Below are 17,199 nucleotides of genomic sequence, written 5' to 3'. Positions count from 1 at the left end.
CAAAATATCAATAGAATTTGGCTATTTTTCTTAATTTTCTTCCTGAATTTCTTCCTTGTCAAAGGTTATTATTGTATTATTCTCAGAATAATTTTCCAGATGAAGCGTTCCCGGCTGATCACCCAGTTTTTCTATAATTGGTTCAATCTGGGCAATCTGCTCAGAAGATACATTTTCCCCCAGATTAACACATATATTTCCTATATATAGATAGATTGCATCATCCTTACACACAATCCTGTCTGTAGTCAGATTGTATTTTGTCACTTCCTGCGAAGTCTCTAATATTTCTTCAAAAATGCCAACATCATCACTTTTCAACTTATGATATAGCTTGATGTCTTTCACTTCAATTCCTTCAATACACGGTAGTCCTTCTATCAGAGAAGGTAACTCGGCCACTACCAGCCCTTCTTTATCAAAATAATCATAATGATCACCGTTTTGAACATATCCTACGATTGTCTTTTCCTTTACCGTCACCTTTAACGCCCAGGGAGATTTCAAACTCACTTTCATGCTTTCAAAACATGGTAGTTCTTTTCCATATCCCAAAGCATATTTTCCGACAATATACAGTGTATTAACAGAATATTTATCATTTTGCACTGTATCCACAATCTCCTGGTCAGAACAATATTCATTCCCACTGACTTCTATCTCTTGTACATAGAAAAGAATTAATATACCCAACGCGATAATTGCAACACCTAAAACCAACACAATAAATGCATATAGTCGGTGCGTCTTCTTTTTTTTCTTTTTTGTCTCTCCCATTATTATGCTCCCTTTTGTCTGCTTACTCTTGTGTTTTATTTTACCAAAGATGATACACTTAGTACAAGTCCCATTTCAAAAAGTAAAAAAACCACGGACGTTCCTCCATAACTTATAAATGGAAGTGTAATTCCAGTATTCGGAATCGTGTTGGTCACCACTGCAATATTCAATATCACCTGGATCATCATATGCCCCATTGCACCCGTAGCAATCAATGCTCCAAACAAATCCTGAGCATGAGTGGCAATCACAAAAAAGCGCCAGATCAGAATCAAAAACAGAATTAGTATGAATCCAGCCCCAAACAGCCCAAGTTCTTCGCAGATGATTGAGAAGATCATATCATTCTGTGCTTCAGGCACAAACCCAAGCTTCTGAATGCTATGCCCCAGACCTTTTCCAAAGAGTCCTCCTGACCCAATTGCATACAGTCCCTGGAGAGTCTGATATCCTTTTTCATAAGCTTCTGGATTTCTCCAAATTGCCAGTCTCTCTAGTCGATAACTTTCCAATCCCAGAAAAATAGTCATAAATCCTACTCCAAGAACACCCATGACAACAAACTGTCCATACTTCGGACTTGCCACAAACACTAGAATCACCGCTATTCCCAGAATAATGATTGCTGTACTCAAATTGCTGGCACCCACCAGTGCCACAATTGGCAGAATCATCACGATAATCTTAATCATCGTTCGCATCTTTCCCATATTTTGAACATTTTTTGTCACCATATATGCGAGGAAGAGGATCACTGCTACTTTTGCAAATTCTGACGGCTGAAAAGAAAACGGGCCCAAAGACAGCCATCTTTTGGACCCATTATATTCATCGCCTATAAACAAAACTGCTATTGACAATAAGATTGCCGTAAAATATCCAAGAACTGCCAGATGCTTCCATATATGATAATCCATATTCGAAGCCACAAACATTCCGGCAATTCCAAGCAGTGTTGCAAAAGCCTGCTTCTTCAGATAGTAAAACGAATCATGGAACTTTACTTCTCCATTATATGCACTCGTACTATAGAGGATCACAAGCCCCATAATAACGAGCAGAAATAACGCAGCAAGAAGTGTATAATCATACTTTTTCCTGTTCAATAGTGTCAATCTATGCCACTCCTTATAAGGAATTTACAATCTCTTTAAACTTCTCTCCACGTACTTCATAACTAGAGAACATATCCCAGCTTGCACATGCCGGAGATAACAAAACTGCTTCTCCCGGCTCTGCCAACTTTGCCGCAGTAAGAACGGCTTCTTCAAATGTATCGGCAAACATATAATCTGTAAATCCACAGCACTTGGCATCTTTTGCAATTTTTTCCTTCGTGGCTCCCAGAAGGACCAGTTTCTTCACTTTTCCATCAAAGCTCTGAATCCATTCCTTATATTCGGAACCTTTGTCATATCCTCCACCGATCAGGACCGTCGGTCGATTCATAGCCTGAATTCCTTTGATTGCAGCGTCCGGATTCGTTCCTTTTGAATCATTATAGAACACGACGCCATTTTTTTCCGTCACATATTCAATACGATGCTCTACTCCGCCAAATGCCTTGACACTCTCACGGATGACATTCATCGGTACTCCATAGACAGCTGCCATCGCAGCTGCAGCCATTACATTTTCATGATTATGTGTTCCAAGGATCTGCAATTCATCCACATGGCAGATTGTTTCTTCTACACCATGATAATGGAATATAATGTTGCCATCCTCAAGATAAATTCCTTCTTCTAGTTTACGCTGACTGCTGAAATATAGAACCTGTGTTTTCAGATTTTTTCCAAATTCTCTGGTGAGATCATCTTCATAATTCAAAATGCAATAATCTTCTTCCGTCTGATTTCTGGCTATATTTTTCTTCGCATTCACATACGCTTCCATCGTATGATGACGATTCAGATGATCTGGTGTAAAATTCAGAATCGCACTGACTCTCGGGCGAAAATCTACAATACTTTCCAACATAAAACTACTCATCTCAGCGACTGTAATCGTATGTTCCGTCATCTGATCTGCCGCAATCGTATACGGATTTCCAATATTTCCCACTACATACACGTCGTCCTGATAATTTTTCATAATTTCTCCCAACAGAGACGTTGTTGTTGTCTTACCATTTGTTCCGGTAATCGCCAGCACATCTCCCTTTCCCATCTGATATGCCAGTTCAATCTCTCCTATAACCAGAATATTCTTCTCCCTCATCTTCTCTACCACCGGAAGATCTGTCGGAACTCCAGGACTCAAAATAACAAGATCTAATTCTTCTAATAATTCTTCTGGAAAAGCTCCGATTATGATTCTTGCTTTACTGTCCACGCCTAATTTTGCACGGATCTGTGCCTCTTCTAATTTTTCATTTCCATCATAGAGAACCACATCTGCCTGATGCTTTTCTAATAATTTTACTGCCCCAATTCCACTGATTCCCGAACCAAATACGAGTACTCTTTTCTCTGCAACTTCCATATTCAACCTTTGTTTCCTCCTACATAGCCATCAATGCCACCAGACAAAGAATCGCTGTAACAATTGAAAACACTGCCACAACTCTTGTCTCTGACCATCCACACAATTCGAAATGATGATGTATTGGCGCCATCTTAAAGATACGTTTTCCGCCAGTTTTCTTAAAATATGTTACCTGAATCATAACAGACAATACTTCTACCAGATAGATCAATCCGACAATAATAATGAAAATCGGCATCTGAAGCATATATGCTGTTGATGCAACAAATCCTCCTAATGCCAGGGAGCCTGTATCTCCCATGAATACACTTGCCGGATATACATTGAACAACAAGAATCCCAAAAGTGCTCCTACCACTGCACAGGTGATTGGTTCAATACCACTTTTTGTTCCAATTGCAACTACAGTGAAGAATGTCGCAACAAGCACAGTCACACTGGAAGCCAGACCATCCAGACCATCTGTAAAGTTCACACCATTCACCGTTCCGATTACTACAATGAACATCAGTGGAATCGCCAGCCAGCCGATATCCCAGTACTTTCCTCCAGAAAACGGAATCATCATCGCAAGCGAAACATCTGTGAATCTGACCATATAGAATGCAAACACTGCTGTCACAACAATCTGAAGTGCCATTTTCTGCTTTGGGAACAAACCATCAGAACGCTTCATTACAACCTTAAGATAATCATCCAGAAATCCAATCAGACCAAAACCAAGTGTCACAAATAGAATTGGTATGATCTTCGGATAATCTTTAATATAAAATACAGATGTAATTACTACACTTAAAAGAATGATCACACCGCCCATTGTCGGAGTGCCAGCCTTCTTCAGATGTGACTGTACACCATCTGTTCTTTCCGTCTGCCCCATCTTCAGCCTTCTTAATACCGGGATAATCAACGGCCCCATAATCACACTCAGTGCAAACGATATTAATACTGGAATAAACACTTTATAATCCATATATCCACCTCTTTATTTCTTTTGTTAATTCACTTTTCAACCTAACCTAGTATACTTCATTTCTTATTCTTTTTCAATGCCAAGATAGGGTAATATATTTTCAAATATTTCTCTGATCACCGGTGCAGCAATCGTTCCTCCATAATATACGCCCTGAGGATTATAAATGATACACATCCCCAAAACCTGTGGATGATCCGCCGGCGCAAATCCAATAAAAGAAGAGATGTATTTATTCGCACTTCTGGGAAGCGTCTGAGAAGTAGCCGTCTTTCCTCCAATCTCATATCCTTCAATATATGCGTTCTTTCCAGAGCCTTCTGATACTACGCTTTCCAACAGCATCCGCATAGTCGCCGAAGTTTCTTCCGACACAATGTCTTTTTTCTCTTCGTATTGAAATTCTTCCACTTCATTGCCATCTGAATCAAGAACCCTGACACCAAAATGCGGCGTAATCCTTCTTCCTCCATTTACCAGAGAACTGACTGTTGTTGCCATCTGAATCGGAGTCACTTGAAACGACTGTCCAAAACTCATAGTTGCCAATTCTACCAAACCAATATTCTCTTTCTTATGCATAATCGTTCCCGCCTCTCCCGGAAGATCTACTCCCGTAAGGTTCAACAGACCAAATTGTTGAAAATATTTGTAAAAGTTATCCACTCCTAATCGAAGTCCGATATCGATAAACACCGGATTACAGGAATTCTGAATCCCCTGTACAAATGTCTCTGCCCCATGACCACCCACTTTATGGCATCGAATCTTTCGATCTTCCACAATTCGATATCCTGGACAGCTGAAGGAATCATCCAGATGGACAACTCCCTCCTCAAGACAAGCAGAAGCCGTGATGATTTTAAAAGTGGAACCAGGTTCATAGGTATCATTGATACATCCATTTCGCCACATCTGGTTCAAAGCACCCTGCTTTTCTTCATCTGACATATTACTGCTCTCTTCCCCTGTATTCAACGTAAATGGATCATTCAGATCAAATTCCGGGACATTTACCATTGCCAGTATCTCTCCATTCTGTGGATTCATCAACAAGATTGCGACTTTATCGGCCTGCTTTTCTTCCATGACCTTCTCCGCCATCTGCTGCGCATAAGTCTGTATATTATAATCCAAGCTAATCTGTAAGGTATTTCCAGCAACCGGCTCCAGACGATCTTCAGCGACTCCTTCAAGCTCTACCCCTCTGGCATCTGTAGTCGTTAATATCATTCCATTGATTCCTTTCAGATACTCTTCGTACTTGACTTCCAGACCAATAATCCCCTGGTTATCACCTCCAGTAAAGCCCAGTACTTTTGACGCTAACTCATTGTATGGATAATATCTTTTAAAATCTTCGTCCACTTTTACTCCATCTAATTCCATATCCCGAATCTTATCTCCAGTCTCTTTGTCAACATTTGTTTTTATTCTTTCCATAGAAGACACTTTTTCCACTTTCTTTCGAACAATCTCCTCTTCCATCTCCAAAGTCTGAGCTAATGCCTGAATCACCCGTTCGGAATCCGTAATCTGGCTGTGAATGACTGATATAGTACAGACAGTTTTGTTCGTAGCAAGGACTGTTCCATTGGCGTCTATGATTTCACCTCGTGCAGCCTTAATTTCACGTTCCCTTTCATGCAGCGCTTCCGCTTTTTTCTGATAATATTCGGCATCAAATACCATCAGATACACAAGTCGTCCAACCAGTGCCAGAATCACCGTCACTGCACACAAGAATACAACAAGAATTTTCTTCTTATTATATGTTTTATTTTTCATAAAACAAAAAACCTCGCAAAAGCATTTTTTATAACTTATTATAGCTTTTGCAAGGTTATTCTGTAATTATTGTAAATTCATATCTTACTCACTGACTTGTTCTGTTTTTTTAACACCAAGATAAGGGAAGATTTCTTCCATAATCGAAGATGCCAGTTCAGTCGCATAAGAACTGGATGCCTGCTGCGCAACATTCGGTTCGTCAATAACCACATACACTACCACTTGCGGATTCTCCTGCGGAGCATATCCAATGAATGATACCAGATATTTACCATTGCCACGAGGGATCTTCTCTGCAGTTCCTGTTTTACCGCCAACATCATACCCTTCTACTGCTGCCGATGAACCAGTACCTTCCTGTACGACTCCAAGTAAATAATCCTTGATAATATCACTGGTTTCATTAGAAACTGTCTTTTTCAGCAATACTGGATCCTTATTTTCTGTAATATTTCCATTTTCATCCTGAATCTGCTTCACTACATGTGGTTTATAATAATCTCCGCCATTAATCAGCGAACAGAAAGAAGCCGCAAGTTGCGTCATTGTTACGTTGAAGTTTTGTCCAAACGAATTGGTTGCCAGGCTGGCAGGATCCATATCTTCTGCAGAATATAAAAGTCCGACAGCCTCTCCCGGAAGATCTATTCCTGTATACTCTCCAAAGCCAAATAATTTCTGATATCTACAGAATTCCTCTGTACCAAGGCTTGCGCCAATCTGCATCAACGCAACATTACAAGAATTTTCCAGAGACTGCTTCAATGTCTGCGGCCCATGTCCATCACGATTACTACAATGAATATCATGATCTCCCACATGCATGACGCCTCCGCAAGTATAATTCTCATTCCCCGTCAAAACACCGGTCTCCAAGCCTGCAGCTATCGTAAATGGCTTAAAAGTAGAACCCGGTTCATACACATCACTGACGCAGAAATTATTCCATCTTTCATTCAACAAATCTATCTTTATGTCATCTACCGTCTTTTCTACACCTTCCGCTTCTGATGCTTCCTCTGCCATTGCTTCCAATTCTTCATCCGAATAAGATTCAAGAAATTTTCTCGGATTGTTCAAATCATAATTCGGATAAGAAGCTTCTGCCAGAATCTCACCGTTTTGTGGATTCATTACAATTACCGCTGTATTCTTACTTCCTTCTCCAACAGATGCCTCATTTTTATGGGCTTCATTAAAGGCGAGTATATGTTTTTCCACAATACTCTGCACCTGCAGATCTATTGTTGATACAATTGTACTTCCATTTTCTGGCTCTTTCACCGTTCTTTCATAAGAAGAACTGTCATCCAGATATCCATATTCCCTGCCATCCGTTCCATTCAAGATAGAGTTATAAGATGCTTCGATTCCATTGCTTCCCACATTTCCATTTACGGTAAATCCAATCACATCACTTGCTAATGTATTATAAGGATATTTTCTTACATAATCATCTTCCAGCCAGATTCCTTTTACATCCGAGTACTTTTCATCATCTTCATCAATCTCTTCAAATGCCTGCGCTGTCTCATAATCAATCCCCTTTTTTAGTATATTATATCTGCTGGACGGACTATCCTTTATCAATGTCCGTACTACTTCTTCTTCAATTCCAAAACAATCTTCTAACACTTTGATTGTTGGCTCAATGCAATCCTCATCTTCCGTCAAAACTTTTACATCCAAAATGACATTATATACCCTCTCACTGGTCGCAAGCTTCGTTCCATTACGATCCACGATATCTCCTCGTTTAAATGGAATCGTACGACTGTCATACTGTTGCTGATTCAATACAATCTTTGTATATTTGGCGCCATTGGATGCATTAATATATGTAATTCTTCCTACTAAGAAAACAAAAGCTAGTACGATTGCCACAAAAATCATCACTAGCTTTTTCTGCATAAATTTTGAAAATTTTCTTCGAAAAATACTTTTTTTCTGTCTTGCCATAACTCACCTATCTCGAATCTTTGTCTGACTGAGCAAGCACTCCGTCTTCCGGAATATCTTCATACTGTTTTACATAATCCGTAGCCGGATTATCATATTCCACAATCTGTTCCGGCGAAGCATACACCATTCCTAACTCATTCTGAGCCTTATCTCGGATTTCCTCTAGGTTCACAGAGTCCATAACCGCATTATATTTGGTGTTATTCTCTTCCCTCAGTTCTGCCAGTTCTTCCTGCATTGCTGTAATATTTTTAGAGCGACTGGTAATGCGTGACTGTAATTGAACATAATTTACACACACAATTAATGCCATAACAGCAGCAACTGCCAGAAAAATCACATATGCTGAATTCATATGAAGAGCATGTCTTCTATTTTTACGGACCTGTCTGCTGCTTGTCCTTTTTTTTGGTATTTTGGGTGACTTTTCATGACGTCTTGGTTCAGCTGCCGGTTTGGTCACTGTATTTCCATACACATACATCCCACTGTACTGTTGTCTGTTTCTTGAATAAGTCTGCCTTGCTGCCATGTACGTCACCCCTTTCTATCTATATTCTTTTAGCCATTTTACTTCCGTTCAAAGATTCTAAGCTTTGCGCTCTTAGAGCGGCTGTTATATTCTATCTCCTCTTCACTCGGCAAAATCGGCTTTCTAGTAACAATACTCCCCTTTGAGACTTTTCCGCATACACATACGGGAAAATCTGGTGGACAGGTACATGGATTCTCATTTTTCTTAAATGCGCTCTTGACAATCCTGTCCTCCAGTGAATGGAACGTTATAATACATAACCTTCCTCCTGGATTTAATAATTCAATCATATCATCCAATGAATCTCTAAGAACTTCTAACTCCCTGTTCAGTTCAATACGGATAGCCTGGAACGTCCTTTTTGCCGGATGCCCAGACTTCTTCTGATACTTCATTGGAATGGCCGCTTTGATAATCTCTGTCAGCTGGCCTGTTGTCTCGATGGGATTCTTACCGCGTTCTGCTACGATATGTTTTGCAATGTTCTTCGCAAACTTATCCTCCCCGTAATCTCTGATTACGCGGTAAAGATCCATCTCACTGTAGTCATTGACGATGTCTCTGGCCGTCATCTTCTGACGAGTATCCATCCGCATATCCAGAGGTGCATCTTCGCGATAGGAGAATCCTCGTTCTGCCGTATCTAACTGATAAGATGATACGCCCAGATCAAGTACGATCCCATCGACCTTGTCAATTCCCAATTCATGGAGCCGTGACTTCATATCACAATAGTTGCTCCGGACTATTGTAACTTTCTCCCCGAAGTCTTTTAAGCGGGCGCCCGCCGCCTCAATAGCTGCTGCGTCCTGGTCTATTCCTACAATACTCCCCTTTGTACCAAGGCGTCTGCACACTTCATATGCATGTCCACCTCCACCAAGCGTGCCATCTACATAGATGCCATCCGGCTTGATGTTTAATCCATCAATTGTTTCATTTAACAGTACTGATTTGTGTTCGAATTCCATATCTTCTCCCTCTAGATACTGAATCCGCTAGCTTCCATATCAGATGCAATATCTTCAATGTTAAGTTCCACTTCAGCATTCTTTTCATCCCATCTTGCTTTGTCCCAGATCTCGGCACGCTTCCCCATACCGATAAATACTACTTCCTTATCTAAGTGAGCAAATTCTCTGAGAACAGAAGGGATAAGTGTTCTACCTTGCTTATCAAGGTCCCCGTCTGTCGCACTTCCCTGAAAGAAATATGCAAGCGCACGGGCTTTTTTATCTGTGGTGGTTGGTAAGGCGTTCAGTTTTGCTTCAAAAGTGGTCCATTCGTCTTCCGGGTAGACATAAAGGCAATTCTCCATTCCTTTTGTTATGACGAAATGCTCCCCTAGATCGTCACGGAACTTTGCCGGAATGATTAATCGGCCTTTTGCATCAATATTATGACTGTACTCCCCTTTCAACATTAGAACTCACCTTCTTCCAAGTGGTCTCCACATTCATACCACTTTGCTCCACTTTTCACCACTTTCTACCACTTGCATTCATTTTAAACCACTTTTATATTGATTTCAAGACCTTTTTACGATTTTGCACAAAAAGGTTACACTTTATACTCATAATGGCAATAAAAAAAGAAGCAGACCTTTCTGCTTCTTTTTTTATTGATTTATTGATTATTCAGCGGATGTTGCCTCGACTTCAGCCAGATTATTATATAAATTCGTCAAAGAAGAATAATCTATCTGTGCTTCTTCCTTTGGCTGCTTCGATTCATAAGTATTATATGCGGAAAATCCAATCCATCCTATCAGCACAATTCCCACAAGAGCTACTGCACATTTACGTAAGATGTTCTGAAACTTCTCTTTCTTCATGTTTTTCTTGCGGTTTGCTTTTTCTTTTTTATATCTGTCTACTTTTTCCTGGCTCATACTTTCTGACTCCTTTTTCTAAGTACACTTACGTACCAACTAAAGGTTATTCTACCACAATTCAGGAAATTATACAACTACAATTACTCCACCATCAGCTGCGTACATACTGCTGATTCCTGCAGTATCCAAAATCACTACATCTTTGAACTGTGCTTTGGCTGTCAGCATTTCTTTTACATATTTTGCGCGTGCCGGACAATTACAATGAGAAATTGCAAGAATCTTATCTCTGGAATTCTCCAATTCCTTGATAATCTCGTCCCCCATCTTTGCCAATGCCTTTTTTACGCCACGTGCCTGACCAAGCTGCTGAATCGTTCCCTCCGGCGTTGAACCCATAACAGGTTTAATGTTTAAAGCCGTAGCCATTACTGCCTTTATTCCAGTCAATCTTCCATTTTTTCTAAGCGTATCCAATGTCTCCAGTACAAAATACGTATGCTGTGAATTAATATACGCTTCTACAGTATCAACAACTTCTGAGAATGACATTCCTTTCTCTTCACACTCTGCAATCTTCATAGCAATCAATGTCTCGCCGACAGATGCTGAGCGTGAATTAAACACATAGATATCCTTCTCACCGTATTCTTCCTGATATAAATTCTTGCCTAATACCGCACTATTGTAAGAGCCACTCAATTCAGCTGATAAAGTGACTGCATATACATGGTCTGCCTCACAACAATATCCTTCCATATATCTCTCCGGCGATGGGCAGGAAGACTTCGGAGATTCCGGCGATTCGGCAACAATTTTTAAAAATTCGGCCTGATTAAACGTCTCATCATCCACAATATGATGTCCATTCACATCAATCTGAAGTGAAGCCGTCTCAAAACACCCTGATGCTTTCATCTTATCCGTCAATTCTCCACAACTATCAACAATAATCTTATAACTCATATCGTTCCTCCCGGCATGCCGGTACAAACATCTTTCTGGCATGTCTTTCATTTCCGTACTATGTAGTTTTAAATACTACCTGATTAATAATAGCACATTTATATAGGAAATAAAAGACTTTTATTCATTGAATTTTATTTTTCGTGAAACCCCTAATGCAATTCCCATCTCTGCCATCAAAAACAAACTGGATGTTCCTCCATAACTAATAAATGGCAGTGTAATACCAGTTGTCGGGATCAGATTAATCACAACACATACATTCAATATAACCTGAAGTGCAACATGGGCAAATATTCCCGTCACAATTAAAGATCCATATATATCTGGCGCATTCTGGGCAATAAACATCAAACGATACAGCAACAGTCCAAACAGCAGCAAAACCATAATTGCTCCGAATACCCCCAGCTCCTCACATACAATAGAAAGAATCATATCATTTTGAACTTCCGGGATAATCATCTTCTGTGCACTATTCCCAAGTCCTTTTCCAAAAAAGCCTCCAGAACCTATTGCATAGAGTCCCTGCATAACCTGATATCCACCTTTGGAAGCATATTCTTCCGGTTCCAGCCACACAAGAATACGACGAAGGCGGAAATTCTCCGACAACTTTTTCCCGAGCTCCGAATTCATCAGTTGTTGTAGAATCAAAACTCCTGCAAGAACCGCTGTCATCACAATTCCCACAATTGCAAGAAATGGCTTCGTCTTCGGATGCACAACAAATATCATGATACAGGTAATCCCCATAACAATGATTGCGGTACTCAGATTATCAGTGAGAAATAAGACACAGGCAGATGCAAAGCCGCCCCACAGAAGCACTTTCATAATCCCCCTCCAAGTCTTAATCTCTCTGCCCATATTGCAGATCAGAACAGGGATAAACAAAATCACCGCAATTTTCGCAATTTCAGCAGGCTGCAGCTGTTGATCAAACGGAAGCTTGATCCATCGTCTGGCACCGTTAACCTCTTTTCCAAGAGGTGTCTGTACAAGTGCCATCATAAATATAGAAAAGAAATATATCTTCTTTGCCCATTTTATGTAGATATGGTAATCAATCTTTGCAATAATATACATTCCGATCAGACCTGCCACGCAAAAAATAAGCTGACGTTTAAAATAATGCATACTGTCTCCATAATTCACCAGAGCACTATATGCACTGGTACTGTACAGCATGACCAGTCCAAAACAAACCAGACAAATCAATACAGCAAGCATACTATAATCAAAAAACTGAACGGTATTCGTTTTTTTCTTTTTGGTCTCTTGTCTTTTTGTCATTACATTTACACTCCAATCGTATCTATTATACTCAGATATTCCTGTAAAAACAACCTAGAAAAAGCGAAACTCTGCACCAATCTTCCGAATTCTCCATACTATGTTATTGCAAATGTTTCTAAAAAGGAGTATGACGTATGCCAAATTATCGCTATAACACCTCGGATCATATGCGACGGAATACCTATGGCCGCCAGACAATGTCACCCTCTTCTGTATATTCTGTCAATTCTGGTTCCAGTTGCTGCGAAGACAAATCTGAAAATGATGAACTGAATGGCATGCCTCTTGCAATGGCATATGTGCCTTGGCAGGAATGGCGGGCATTATATGAGGTACAAAAAGGATTTCATCGGGGAACCATTTTCGAAGAACTGGATAAACCATTTCACGGGAAAGGAGGATGTTGCAGATGAGTGAAAACAGACCAAGCCGCAGAGAATTATTAGAATGGATCAATGTAGTGAGCTTCGCCGTGGATGACACAAAATTATTTCTAGATACACATCCCTGCAACAGAGAAGCCATGGAATTCTTCGACGAATTCAAGAAACAACGAGTGCAGGCTTTAAAAGAATATGCGAAATACTATGGTCCACTGACCCTGGATACTGCCAGTACTTCGTCCGAACACTGGTGCTGGATCAATGAGCCATGGCCATGGCAGGAAGGAGGCTGTTAGTCTATGTGGAACTATGAAAAACGTTTACAATATCCAGTGAAAATCTCTCAGACTAATCCGCAGATTGCTCAAGTCATCATATCGCAATTCGGTGGCCCGGATGGCGAACTCGCCGCTTCTATGCGCTATCTATCCCAGCGATACACGATGCCTTATCGTGAAGTCACCGGAATCCTGACTGATATCGGGACCGAGGAACTCGCCCATATGGAGATAATCTGCGCTATCGTCCATCAACTGACACGAAATCTAACGCCGGAAGAAATCGAAAAAACAGGATTCGACAAATATTATGTGGATCACACACTAGCGTTATGGCCTCAATCAGCAGGCGGAACCCCTTGGACTGCTACTTACTTCCAATCCAAAGGCGATCCTATCACAGATCTGCATGAAGATATGGCCGCCGAGCAAAAAGCCCGCACCACATACGATAACATTCTCCGCCTTGTCAAAGATCCTGAAATCTGCGATCCAATCCGTTTTTTAAGAGAACGCGAGATTGTACACTACCAGCGTTTTGGTGAAAGTCTCCGCATCGTACAGGATCACCTTGACAGTAAAAACTTCTATGCTATCAACCCGGAATTTGATGTGTGTTCAAATAACAAATAAACACTATCGAGAAAATGACGTGGCAGATTGCCACGTCATTTTCTTAATTATCATATTTAATCTTAACCCTTAAATAATAGCAAAATAGAATTATCTTAACAGCATGAAAACTATCAATGCAGCCACTACTACAATAGCAATTGCGAGAATGATAATCGGAGCTTTTGACATTTTCTCATCGTCATCATCGTCAAAATCGTCATCAAAATCATCGTCAAAGTATTCTTCTTTCTTCGGTTCTGGCTGCTTTTTCTTTTTCTTCTTGCTCTTTCCATCGCCTACAGCCAATAATTCATCGTAAGCTTTGCGCATCTCTTCTTCGCGTTTTTGGCGAACATGCTTTGGCGGTATATTTGAATACTTCTGATCTTCCTGCCCTGGTTCCTGTTCCTTCTCTACCGTCTTCACTTTTTTCTGTGGAACTTTAAATTTCTTTTTACAATTATAGCATAACAGATAATTCGGATCTTTTTTTCCCGGTTTTAATTCCTGACCACATATTGGACATTTCATCGAAAAGTCCCTCCTCATAATGTAAATATTCTTGCTATCCCATGCTGTCTGACAGCATACGTTTCACATACGTAATTATTATACTACATTTCATAAGAAATTTCAAAAAAATTGTTCTAAAATCTACAAAATTCCACTTACTGGCATAATGGATATTTCTTTGTTAATTCTTCCACCATACCCCTAACTTTTTCAACATTCGTTTCACTCTGAATCACCAGTGCAATTCCTTCTGCAATCAAATCCATATCTTCCTCATTCATACCACGAGAGGTGACAGCCGGAGTCCCCAATCTGACTCCACTGGTGACAAATGGTGATCTTGGATCATTTGGTATCGTATTCTTATTACAGGTAATATGTGCATCATCAAGCCGTTTTTCCAGTTCTTTTCCAGTCACATCCAGCCCGCTCAGATCAACCAGCATCAAATGGTTATCTGTTCCTCCGGATACAATCTTTACGCCCCGCTTCATTAATCCCTCACTCAAAGCCTTTGCATTTTTAAGGATCTGCCGTTGATATTCCTTGAACTCTGGCTGAAGCGCTTCCTTCAGACAGACTGCCTTTGCGGCAATTACATGTTCAAGCGGTCCTCCCTGGATTCCAGGAAAAAGTGCTTTATTAAAGTTAAATTTTTCTGCTGCCCCCTGATTACAAAGAATCATTCCACCCCTTGGGCCTCGAAGCGTCTTATGCGTTGTCGTTGTTGTCACGTCAGCATACGGTATCGGACTCGGATGTAGCCCTGCTGCCACAAGTCCGGCAATGTGAGCCATATCCACCATCAGATATGCACCTGCTTCATCTGCAATCTCACGGAACTTCTTAAAATCTATGGTTCTTGCATAAGCGCTTGCACCGGCAATAATTAATCTTGGCCTTTCTCTCAATGCAATTTTTCTAACTTCATCATAATCAATCACACCCTGGTCATTTACACCATAAGATACAATCTGAAAATACTTTCCTGAAATATTTACCGGTGAACCATGCGTCAGATGTCCGCCATGATCCAGATTCATACCAAGTACTTTATCTCCCGGTTCTAACATTGCGAAGAAAACTGCAAGATTCGCCTGTGCACCAGAATGCGGCTGCACATTTGCGTATTCACAGCCAAACAACTCTTTTGCACGGTCTCTCGCCAGATTCTCCACAATATCTATGCACTGACATCCACCGTAATATCGTCTTCCCGGATATCCTTCTGCATATTTGTTTGTCAATGGGCTTCCCATAGCTGCCATAACAGCTTTACTTACCCAGTTTTCAGATGCAATCAGTTCGATATGGGAATTCTGTCTATTCATCTCGCCCTGGATTGCATCCGCAACCTCACTGTCTACATTTTTAATCTCGTCAAATGAATACATGTTTTTCCTCCTAGGTGTCATATTTTCCCCAGGATTCTATTGTAACATTATTTTCCAGCACTTCCAAGCTTAACTTCTACTTGCTTCTCAGTATACTCTCCGTTATTGCCAGGGACTTGGATAGTCAATGTCACGGTCTCACCTTTCGCATAATACTGCAGCTGTTCCTGAAGTGCTTCCATGTCATTGACTGAAGTGCCATTAATCGCTGTGATAACACATCCTTTTGTAATACCAGCTTTATCAGCACCACCGCCCGAACTAACTTCTGAAACATACACACCAGTCGGCATATTATACATCTTAGAAGTATCTTCTGTTACATCAACACCCTGGATTCCTATATAGCCTCTGTCTTTTTCGTCAACTTTCGTCTTTGTCTCCTGGTTCATCAGATTTTCAATCGTCTCTTGTGCTTCAGAGATAGGGATTGCATATCCCATTCCTTCTACAGAATCTGTTGCTACCTTCGCAGTATTAATACCTATCACTTCACCCTTGGAATTCAGCAGAGCGCCACCGCTGTTACCTGGGTTAATTGCCGCATCTGTCTGGATCAGTTTCACATCAATACCGTCTAACTCTCGACCAGTAGCAGATATAATTCCAGTCGTCACAGACTGTCCATATCCCAGTGCATTTCCAATTGCTATTGCAGTCTCTCCGACCTGAATCTGTGAAGAATCTCCCATGGTTGCTACTGCAATCTGATCCAGCGTACTTTCTTCCACTTTACTCAGGTCAACGGCGACAACTGCCAGATCCTTATTAGGATCTGTTCCTTTTACATTCGCTTCTACGCTTGCTTCATCAATAAATGAAACGGTCAGTGTATCGTTGCCTTCTACTACATGATTATTCGTTACGATTAATAATTCAGAATCATTCTGCCCGATAATAATACCGGAACCTACACTCTCGCTTTGCCGCTCCTGTGTTCCTCCGAAGAAACTCTGCACCTCCTGAACACTCATATTCGTAATTGATACGACCGAAGGCATCGTATTCTTAGCAATATTTGCAATGTCTGAATTCACCGTACTGCTGCTTGATGTTGTAAGCTTCGTGTTGCTCACAGTCTCCGTCTGCTTCGTATTATTAGTCTTTCCAAGAATCTTCCCGGCCACTATATTGCTGGTCTGAAAGGCCGCACTTGCAACCAAACCAAACACCAACCCCAGACAGATTGTTTTGATTAGTTTTGAGGCTCCGTTTTTATGATGTTGTCCTTGTCGACTCATATCTCCACCACCCATATTTGACTGATTCTGCGGATCCTGCTCTGGTTTATAATAAGTATATTGGTTTTCCATATATAAGACTCCTTTCATATCTTCCTTTTTCTTTATGTAAGTAGTCTAACGCCAAATTGTGTTTAAACTGTGATGG

At 40.6% G+C, this 17,199-nt stretch carries 18 protein-coding genes; 3 read left to right on the top strand and 15 right to left on the bottom strand.

Annotated features, from left to right (window positions below; all coding sequences use genetic code 11):
• Window positions 1-30: 30 nt before the first annotated feature.
• The 12 genes from JQM81_RS03805 to JQM81_RS03750 form a co-directional block, all read right to left on the bottom strand.
• Window positions 31-777, bottom strand: coding sequence for a cell division protein FtsQ/DivIB (locus tag JQM81_RS03805; RefSeq protein WP_235232211.1), 747 nt, complete (start codon window positions 775-777; stop codon window positions 31-33).
• Window positions 778-812: 35 nt separating this feature from the next.
• The gene (locus JQM81_RS03800) at window positions 813-1,895 is read right to left on the bottom strand and encodes a putative peptidoglycan glycosyltransferase FtsW (protein ID WP_331473062.1); all 1,083 of its coding nucleotides are present in this window, start codon (window positions 1,893-1,895) and stop codon (window positions 813-815) included.
• Window positions 1,896-1,908: 13 nt separating this feature from the next.
• On the bottom strand, window positions 1,909-3,264 hold the full coding sequence (murD, locus tag JQM81_RS03795) for a UDP-N-acetylmuramoyl-L-alanine--D-glutamate ligase (RefSeq protein WP_235232225.1): 1,356 nt from the start codon (window positions 3,262-3,264) through the stop codon (window positions 1,909-1,911).
• A 19-nt stretch (window positions 3,265-3,283) separates the two neighbouring features.
• Window positions 3,284-4,240, bottom strand: coding sequence for a phospho-N-acetylmuramoyl-pentapeptide-transferase (gene mraY / locus JQM81_RS03790; RefSeq protein ID WP_235232210.1), 957 nt, complete (start codon window positions 4,238-4,240; stop codon window positions 3,284-3,286).
• A gap of 63 nt (window positions 4,241-4,303) precedes the next feature.
• On the bottom strand, window positions 4,304-6,028 hold the full coding sequence (locus JQM81_RS03785) for a peptidoglycan D,D-transpeptidase FtsI family protein (protein WP_235232209.1): 1,725 nt from the start codon (window positions 6,026-6,028) through the stop codon (window positions 4,304-4,306).
• An 84-nt stretch (window positions 6,029-6,112) separates the two neighbouring features.
• On the bottom strand, window positions 6,113-7,990 hold the full coding sequence (locus JQM81_RS03780; RefSeq protein ID WP_235232208.1) for a peptidoglycan D,D-transpeptidase FtsI family protein: 1,878 nt from the start codon (window positions 7,988-7,990) through the stop codon (window positions 6,113-6,115).
• 7 nt (window positions 7,991-7,997) lie between these two features.
• On the bottom strand, window positions 7,998-8,525 hold the full coding sequence (locus JQM81_RS03775; protein WP_235232207.1) for a hypothetical protein: 528 nt from the start codon (window positions 8,523-8,525) through the stop codon (window positions 7,998-8,000).
• Window positions 8,526-8,563: 38 nt separating this feature from the next.
• Window positions 8,564-9,499 carry a 16S rRNA (cytosine(1402)-N(4))-methyltransferase RsmH gene (rsmH, locus tag JQM81_RS03770; protein ID WP_235232206.1) on the bottom strand — a complete coding sequence of 312 codons (936 nt, stop codon included), beginning with the start codon at window positions 9,497-9,499 and terminating at the stop codon, window positions 8,564-8,566.
• Between the two features lie 11 nt (window positions 9,500-9,510).
• On the bottom strand, window positions 9,511-9,951 hold the full coding sequence (gene mraZ, locus JQM81_RS03765) for a division/cell wall cluster transcriptional repressor MraZ (RefSeq protein ID WP_235232205.1): 441 nt from the start codon (window positions 9,949-9,951) through the stop codon (window positions 9,511-9,513).
• 210 nt (window positions 9,952-10,161) lie between these two features.
• On the bottom strand, window positions 10,162-10,419 hold the full coding sequence (locus JQM81_RS03760) for a hypothetical protein (protein WP_235232204.1): 258 nt from the start codon (window positions 10,417-10,419) through the stop codon (window positions 10,162-10,164).
• Window positions 10,420-10,488: 69 nt separating this feature from the next.
• Window positions 10,489-11,328 carry a DegV family protein gene (locus tag JQM81_RS03755; RefSeq protein ID WP_235232203.1) on the bottom strand — a complete coding sequence of 280 codons (840 nt, stop codon included), beginning with the start codon at window positions 11,326-11,328 and terminating at the stop codon, window positions 10,489-10,491.
• A 120-nt stretch (window positions 11,329-11,448) separates the two neighbouring features.
• The gene (locus JQM81_RS03750) at window positions 11,449-12,624 is read right to left on the bottom strand and encodes an FtsW/RodA/SpoVE family cell cycle protein (RefSeq protein WP_235232202.1); all 1,176 of its coding nucleotides are present in this window, start codon (window positions 12,622-12,624) and stop codon (window positions 11,449-11,451) included.
• Between the two features lie 137 nt (window positions 12,625-12,761).
• On the opposite strand from JQM81_RS03750, the gene JQM81_RS03745 reads away from it, so the two are divergent.
• Genes JQM81_RS03745 through JQM81_RS03735 form a run of 3 tightly spaced genes read left to right on the top strand, consistent with a single transcriptional unit; the run spans window position 12,762 to window position 13,921 of the window.
• Window positions 12,762-13,040: a spore coat associated protein CotJA gene (locus tag JQM81_RS03745; protein WP_235232201.1), complete on the top strand. Its 279-nt coding sequence runs from the start codon at window positions 12,762-12,764 to the stop codon at window positions 13,038-13,040.
• Complete coding sequence (locus tag JQM81_RS03740; protein ID WP_235232200.1) at window positions 13,037-13,306, top strand: spore coat protein CotJB; 270 nt, start codon at window positions 13,037-13,039, stop codon at window positions 13,304-13,306. The genes JQM81_RS03745 and JQM81_RS03740 overlap by 4 nt, the downstream gene beginning before the upstream one ends.
• 3 nt (window positions 13,307-13,309) lie before the next feature.
• A complete protein-coding gene (locus tag JQM81_RS03735) occupies window positions 13,310-13,921 on the top strand; it encodes a manganese catalase family protein (RefSeq protein WP_235232199.1) in 612 nt (203 codons plus the stop codon).
• Between the two features lie 90 nt (window positions 13,922-14,011).
• On the opposite strand, the gene JQM81_RS03730 is transcribed toward JQM81_RS03735, so the two are convergent.
• The 3 genes from JQM81_RS03730 to JQM81_RS03720 form a co-directional block, all read right to left on the bottom strand.
• On the bottom strand, window positions 14,012-14,434 hold the full coding sequence (locus JQM81_RS03730) for a hypothetical protein (RefSeq protein WP_235232198.1): 423 nt from the start codon (window positions 14,432-14,434) through the stop codon (window positions 14,012-14,014).
• A 137-nt stretch (window positions 14,435-14,571) separates the two neighbouring features.
• A complete protein-coding gene (glyA, locus tag JQM81_RS03725; protein WP_235232197.1) occupies window positions 14,572-15,810 on the bottom strand; it encodes a serine hydroxymethyltransferase in 1,239 nt (412 codons plus the stop codon).
• Between the two features lie 47 nt (window positions 15,811-15,857).
• Entirely contained in the window at window positions 15,858-17,123 is a 1,266-nt protein-coding gene (locus JQM81_RS03720; RefSeq protein WP_235232196.1) for a S1C family serine protease, read from the bottom strand.
• Window positions 17,124-17,199 lie beyond the last annotated feature (76 nt).

The organism is Faecalicatena contorta (genome assembly GCF_021531895.1).
Taxonomy (GTDB): domain Bacteria; phylum Bacillota; class Clostridia; order Lachnospirales; family Lachnospiraceae; genus JAFBIX01.
The sequence above is the reverse complement of the archived record's forward strand: the minus strand, read 5'-3'. Positions and strand labels throughout refer to the sequence as shown.